At 68.9% G+C, this 6648-nt stretch carries 7 protein-coding genes; 1 reads left to right on the forward strand and 6 read right to left on the reverse strand.

Annotated features, from left to right (window positions below; genetic code table 11):
- Nucleotides 1-86: 86 nt before the first annotated feature.
- The 4 genes from KLK06_RS44195 to rpmE form a co-directional block, all read right to left on the reverse strand.
- The gene (locus tag KLK06_RS44195; protein WP_214641708.1) at nucleotides 87-734 is read right to left on the reverse strand and encodes an L-threonylcarbamoyladenylate synthase; all 648 of its coding nucleotides are present in this window, start codon (nucleotides 732-734) and stop codon (nucleotides 87-89) included.
- A 213-nt stretch (nucleotides 735-947) separates the two neighbouring features.
- On the reverse strand, nucleotides 948-1802 hold the full coding sequence (prmC, locus tag KLK06_RS44200; RefSeq protein WP_214641709.1) for a peptide chain release factor N(5)-glutamine methyltransferase: 855 nt from the start codon (nucleotides 1800-1802) through the stop codon (nucleotides 948-950).
- Entirely contained in the window at nucleotides 1799-2851 is a 1053-nt protein-coding gene (gene prfA / locus KLK06_RS44205; protein ID WP_214641710.1) for a peptide chain release factor 1, read from the reverse strand. The genes prmC and prfA overlap by 4 nt, the downstream gene beginning before the upstream one ends.
- Nucleotides 2852-2940: 89 nt before the next feature.
- Nucleotides 2941-3159 (reverse strand): 50S ribosomal protein L31, encoded by a 219-nt coding sequence (gene rpmE, locus KLK06_RS44210; protein WP_214641711.1) that lies wholly within the window; start codon nucleotides 3157-3159, stop codon nucleotides 2941-2943.
- 214 nt (nucleotides 3160-3373) lie between these two features.
- Between rpmE and KLK06_RS44215 the strand changes: the two genes are divergently transcribed.
- Nucleotides 3374-4411: a hypothetical protein gene (locus KLK06_RS44215; RefSeq protein ID WP_214641712.1), complete on the forward strand. Its 1038-nt coding sequence runs from the start codon at nucleotides 3374-3376 to the stop codon at nucleotides 4409-4411.
- Here the strand turns inward: KLK06_RS44215 and KLK06_RS44220 are convergent, their stop codons facing one another.
- On the reverse strand, nucleotides 4412-5047 hold the full coding sequence (locus KLK06_RS44220; protein WP_214641713.1) for a response regulator transcription factor: 636 nt from the start codon (nucleotides 5045-5047) through the stop codon (nucleotides 4412-4414). It abuts the gene before it with no gap.
- Nucleotides 5048-5056: 9 nt separating this feature from the next.
- The gene (locus tag KLK06_RS44225) at nucleotides 5057-6274 is read right to left on the reverse strand and encodes a sensor domain-containing protein (RefSeq protein ID WP_308168720.1); all 1218 of its coding nucleotides are present in this window, start codon (nucleotides 6272-6274) and stop codon (nucleotides 5057-5059) included.
- Nucleotides 6275-6648 lie beyond the last annotated feature (374 nt).

Consider the following 6648-nt stretch of genomic DNA (forward strand, 5'->3'; position numbering starts at 1 on the left):
ATCGGCGGGCGGGCCAGGTGGGGAGACACGCCGGCCCAACCAGGTGGTCAGCCCGGCTGGGCGAGGAGACGGGTCAGGTCAGGTGGTCAGTCGTCCGTGGCGACGTAGCCGATGATCCCGCGTAGTTTCTGCACCGGGATCGCCCCCCGCCTCAGCATCCGCGGCACGGCCGTGGTCAGGTCGAGGATCGTCGAAGGCGTGTTGTCGGTGGTCTTGCCGCCGTCGAGGTAAACCGCGACCGAGTCGCCGAGCTGCTCCTCGGCCTCCGCCGCCGTGACGGCGGCCGGCGTACCCGAGCGGTTGGCGCTCGAGACGGCCATCGGCCCCGTCTCCTTCAGCAGGTCGAGCGCGACCGGGTGGAGCGGCATCCGAAGCGCGACCGTGCCCTTGGTCTCGCCCAGGTCCCAGGACAGCGCCCGGTTGGCCTTGCAGACCAGCGTGAGCGGTCCTGGCCAGAACGCGTCGATGAGGTCCTGACCGTACGGGCCCAGGTCGTCGACCAGGGCGTTGGCCGCCCGGACGGTGCCGACCAGGACGGGCGGCGGCATGTCGCGGCCGCGGCCCTTGGCCTCGAGCAGGGCGGTGATCGCCGCGGGTGTGAAGGCGTCGGCGCCTATCCCGTACACCGTGTCGGTCGGCAGCACCACCAGCTCGCCGCGGCGTACGGCGGAGGCGGCCTCCGTCAGGCCCTCGGCCCGCTGCTCCAGGTCCGTGCAGTCAAAGCGTTGTCCCACGGTCTTATCGCCTCGCTCCGCTCGGTGGCGAGCGGCGCTCGCGAGGCCTCCCCCTTCCTCCTCATTCGGTCGCTTCGCTACCTCTCGCGTCGTCAGGAGAAGGCCGCGCCGCTCGCGTGCATCCTAGTCCCGGCCGACTCTGGCCGTCACAAGGCGGTCCCTACGGGTTCTGGTCCCGGCCGAATCTGGCCGTCACAAGGCGGTGCCCGGGGCCTAGTCCTGGCCGAGTCTGGCTGTCACAAAGCGGTCCCTGCGGGTCAGATCCTGCCGCAGGCGTACGTCGCGCCAGCCGTTGTCTTCAGGGAACGTCAGGTAGACGGCCCGGCCCTGCTCGTCGGCGTGTTCGACGGACACCCAGCCGCCAGGGCGCAGCAGGCGGCGCGCGGTGCGTTCGACCGCGCGTACCTCGCCCAGCCCGTCGTCTCCGGTGCCGTACAGGGCCCGCGTGGGGTCGTAGTCGCGCACCTCGGGATCGCGCGGGATCGCGCCGGGCGGGATGTAGGGCGGGTTGGAGATGACCAGGTCGACCTTGCCGTTGAGCTCGGGCAGGGCTTCGGCCAGGTCGTCCGGGTGCAGGTGGGTGCGGCCCTGACCGTGTTCGGAGATGTTGCGCTTGGCCCAGCCGTACGCGTCGGGGTCGACCTCGACGGCGTGCACCTCGGAGAGGGCGACCTCCTGGGCGATCGACAGCGCGATCGCGCCGGAGCCGGTGCCGAGATCGACGACCAGAGGCGCGGTGACGTCCATCGCGCGCAGCGTCTCGATGGCCCAGCCGGCCATGACCTCGGTCTCGGGGCGCGGCACGAACACGCCGGGCCCGACCGCGAGCTCCAGGTAGCGGAAGTAGGCGTGGCCGGTGATGTGCTGCAGCGGCTCGCGGGCCTCGCGTCTTGCGACGCCCTCCCAGAAGAGGGCGTCGAAGTCGGCGTCCTTGACCGTGTGCAGCTCGCTCCTGCGCACGGCGTGGACGAATGCCGCGATCTCCTCCGCGTCCGTACGAGGTGAGGGCACACCTGCCTCGGCCAGCCGTGCGGTGGCGAGGGCGATTTCGTCCAGCAGAAATGTCATGAGTGTTGTGCGAGCTTCTCCGCCATCTCGGCGTCAATGAGGGCCTGGGTGACGGCGGTGAGCTCGCCGTCGAGAACTTGGTCGAGGTTATACGCCTTGAAGCCTACGCGGTGATCCGAGATGCGGTTTTCCGGGAAGTTGTAGGTGCGGATCCGCTCGGAACGGTCGACGGTGCGCACCTGCGACTTGCGTTCGGCCTGCGCGGCGGCCTCTGCCTGCTCCTGGGCGATGGCCAGCAGCCGGGCGCGCAGGATGCGCAGGGCCGACTCCTTGTTCTGGAGCTGGCTCTTCTCGTTCTGGCAGGAGACCACCGTGCCCGTGGGCAGGTGGGTGATGCGGACCGCGGAGTCGGTGGTGTTGACGCTCTGGCCGCCGGGACCGCTGGAGCGGTAGACGTCGATGCGCAGCTCGTTGGGGTCGATCTGGACCTCGACGTCCTCCGCCTCGGGGTAGATGAGCACGCCCGCGGCGCTGGTGTGGATGCGGCCCTGCGACTCGGTGACGGGCACCCGCTGCACACGGTGTACGCCGCCCTCGAACTTGAGCCTGGACCACACGCCCTCGTCACCCTTAGCCTTGATCGCGACCGTGACGTCCTTGTAGCCGCCCAGGTCGGAGTGCTGGGTGTCGATGATCTCGGTCTTCCAGCCGAGCCGCTCGGCGTACCGCAGGTACATCCGCAGCAGGTCGCCGGCGAACAGCGCGGACTCCTCGCCGCCCTCGCCCGCCTTGATCTCCATGATGATGTCTTTGTCATCGTTGGGATCACGCGGGATCAGCAGGTGCTGGAGCCGCTCTTCGAGGCGCGGGATGCGCTCCTCGATCTCGGCCGCCTCCGCGGCGAACCCCTCGTCCTCGCCCGCCAGCTCCTTGGCGGCGGACAGGTCGTCGCGAGCCGACACGAGCTCCCGGTAGGTGCCCACGATCGGGGTCAGCTGCCGGTAGCGCCTGCCGAGCGTACGGGCCTTGTTCTGGTCTGCGTGCACGGCGGGGTCGGCGAGCTGCAGCTCCAGCTCGGAATACTCCTTGAGCAACTCGTCGAGGTTCACCGTGCGTCCTTCTTCTGGGGTGTAACGGTCTCTTCACCAAGAACGCCGACCCGGCGCACGTGAGTGCGTCCGGGTCGGCGTCGGTGAAGCTAGTTGCCCGAGGACTTCTTGCCGAAGCGCTTCTCGAAGCGCGCGACCCGGCCACCGGTGTCCAGGATCTTCTGCTTGCCCGTGTAGAACGGGTGGCAGGCCGAGCAGACATCAGCGTGGATGCTGCCGTTCTTGGCGGTGCTACGGGTGGTGAACGTGTTGCCGCAGGTGCAGGTCACCTGGGTCACGTTGTACGCGGGGTGGATGTCGGGCTTCATTGCTGTCCTTTCGAGGTGCGGTCGCCGGGTCGCCAGAAGTCGCGATCAAACGCGGGCGGGAGCCGGAACCGCTGCGGGTCAGCTACCAGTGTGCCAGATGCTGTAACCGTCCCAGGCCACCAGGCATTCCCGGATCCTTATAGCGCCGTCACTCAGGTCACATTAGGCTCCGGCGCACAAACCATTACTTTTTCCCCATAAGGACTGCGATCAGATGAAGAAGAGGCTGCGGTCGCTACTCGCGACCGCCACGGGGGCCGCGCTTCTCCTCGGATGCGTGAACCTCCCGGCCGCGTGGGCGGCCAGTGCCGGAAGCGATTTCAACGGGGCTGCCACGTCGGACGCGTTCATCCCGGTCGACAAGGACATCGAGGTCAGCGTCACCCTCAGGCTGAAGGACCCGGCGACCGTCACGGCGGCCGTCTCCGGCAGCATCACACCGCCCGGCAAGGCGGGACGCGACGTGTCCTTCGACTTCAGGCCGTCTGCGACGAGCAGGGCCACGGAGACCGTGATCACCGGCAGGTTCGGGATCGGCAAGGACGACCCCGCCGGCGACTGGCGGCTGAACGTCAGGGTCCCGCGCGACGGCGGCACCGGGAGCAACGACTTCGTGCTCCAGGTCTCCGGCAAGCAGGGCATCACCAGTGGCGGCGTCACTCCGAACCCGGTGCGACTGATCAAGGGCAAGGACGTCAAGGTCTCGGTGAAGGCTTCGGTGACCGATGCGGGGTCGGTTTCCGCCAAGCTCATCAGCGAGGAGTCCAACGAGTCCTTCGACCTGGGCGACCTGGACCGCGGCTCCGACGGCGACTATCGCGGCAGCACCTTCTTCAGCGACGACACGCCTCCCGGCGACTGGACGCTGGAGGTCTACGCCAACCGCGGCGGTCAGTCGCTCAAGGGCGTCAGCTCCTTCACGGTCGTCGCCCCGGTAGGCGGCGCCTCGAAGAAGGCCAAGGTCAGGGTCACGATCAAGGCCCCGGCCAAGGTACGGAAGGGCGCGTCCGTCAAGGTCTCCGGCAAGGTGTACCGAGGCTCCAAGGCGTACCCGAAGAAGACGGTAGAGGTGTACTTCAAGGTCAAGGGCACCAGTACGTACAAGCTCCTGCGCTTCGCGAAGACGAACTCGACCGGTAAGTACGCCAAGTCCTTCACCGTGAAGAAGGACGGCTACTTCCGCGTCAAGGCGCCCGGCACGAGCAAGACCCGCAGCGCGCTGTCGCCACAGGAGTTCGTGGACGTCAGGTAGTCAACGTCCCAGATAGGTGAGCACGGCGAGCACCCGCCGATGGTCCTCGGGCGCCGGTCCGAGGGCCAGCTTGCCGAAGATGCCGGAGATGTGCTTCTCCACGGCCCCTTCGGTGACGACCAGCCGGGCGGCGATGGCGGTGTTGGAGCGGCCCTCGGCCATCAGCGCGAGCACCTCGCGCTCGCGGCGGGAGAGCGTGTCGAGCGGGGCGCCACGCCGCTGCCTGCTGAGGAGCTGCATCACCACCTCGGGGTCGATGACCGTGCCGCCCGCCGCCACCTGCCGCACGGCCTCCAGGAAATCCGCCACGTCGGCCACCCGCTCCTTCAGCAGATAACCGACGGCCGGGCCGATGAGCTCACCCGCGTAGCGTTCCTCGACGTACTGCGACAGCACCAGGATCGGGAAGTCCGGCCGGGCCGCCCGGACCTTCAGCGCGGCGCGCAGGCCCTCATCGGTGTGGCTCGGCGGCATCCGGACATCGACGATCGCCAGGTCGGGCGCATACTCCTTGACCGCGGCCACCAGAGACGGCCCATCGGAGACCGTCGCGACGGTCTCGATGCCTCCGTCGGCAAGCAGCCGGGCCAGCCCCTCGCGGAGCAGTACGGAATCCTCGGCGATGACGACGCGCATGTGCAATGACTACCACTCGCAAGGCAACTCCGCGCGCACGAGCGTAGGACCGCCGACCGGGCTGTGCAGGATGAGCACGCCGTCTATCGTGGCCGCCCGGTCGGCCAGCCCGGACAGGCCGCCGCCCGCGTTGACGAGGGCGCCGCCTATGCCGTTGTCCCACACGTCGACGAGCACCCGCCGGTCCTCCCTGGCCACGCGTACCGACGCCTCGGTGGCGGCCGAGTGCTTGGCCATGTTGGCCAGGGCCTCGGCCACGATGAAGTAGGCGATGCTCTCCACCGCGGCGGGCGGCCGCTCGTCGGTCGCGCCGAGCTCGACCGAGACGTCCACGTGCACCGGCGCCCGGGCGGCCAGCCCGGACAGCGCCGCGTCGAGCCCACGGTCGCTCAGGATGGCCGGATGGATGCCCCTGGCCAGGTCGCGCAGCTCGGCGATCGCGGCTTTCGTGCCGGAATGCGCCTGGGCGATCAGCATCCTGGCCTCTTCCGGAGCGTGGTCGAGCTTGGCCTGCGCCCGCCCGAGGTCCACCGCGACGGACAGCAGCCGCTGCTGGGCGCCGTCGTGCAGGTCGCGTTCGATCCTGCGCCGCTCCGCCTCGGCCGCGTCGATGCCCCTGGCCCTGCTGGCCCGCAGCCGCTCCTCCTCGCTCCCGCTGAGCAGCACCACGGCCAGCGTCCCGTGCAACCACGCCATCCCGCGTACGGCGTAGGCGGTCACGGCCAGCATGCCGAAGCCGAAGATCGTGCCGAGCACTGCCCCCGGCCAACTGTCGATGACCAGGACACCGTCGAACTGCAGCACCTCCCCCGTCGCGTACCAGAAGGACGAGGTGATCAGAATGAGAGTCGTCGCCCATGACACGACGGACACGACGAACTCCACCAGGCTCAACGGGAACAGCAATAACAGATAGCCCAGGTCCTTCCAGGTCGCTGGGTCCTTGAACAACCAGCCCATATGGGCTGCGATGCCGCGCTCGGGCCGCTCACGGTAGGGATCGGCGATCCGCACGCCCAGCGCGGCCCGCAGCACCCGCCGCTCCAGCATCGCCGCTCCACGCCACACGACCATGGTCAGCAGCACCAGCGGGATGCCCACCCAGAAGATCACCAGCATCAGGGAGAACGGCACCGCCACGACCAGCACGACGAACCAGCCCACCCCGAAGGCCAGACTGACCAGCATGTAGGGCACGGCCCGCCAGGTGGCCGGATCCGTGACCACGCCAACAGGCCCCCGAGGTCCCAACGGCACTCGCTCTCTCAACGGCACAGCAACCATGCCAACCAGAGTGCCCTTTCCACCGGCCGCGGAGAATGCGGTGGACTTCCGTCCTCAGGTGGGGTTAGCCCCCCCTAGCCGGTCTCACCGTCACGTCACGGCGGCCGGCCCCGTGCGGGCTCAGCGGCCGTGTCCCTGGAGGACTCTGTTGGCCGATTCGGCTGGTTGATCACGGGTTTGAGGCGCAAGATGGGTGTGGGCCGCGGCGGATCGAAGGGGGTTCGCCATGTCGTTGCGTCCCAGACCTGTTCCTGCGGTTCCGGCGGCCACTGCGCGTATCGCGCGGGCGGCTTTCCCGAAGGGGTGTCTGGCCATCG

It is taken from the genome of Nonomuraea sp. NEAU-A123, from assembly GCF_018603905.1.
Lineage (GTDB): Bacteria > Actinomycetota > Actinomycetes > Streptosporangiales > Streptosporangiaceae > Nonomuraea.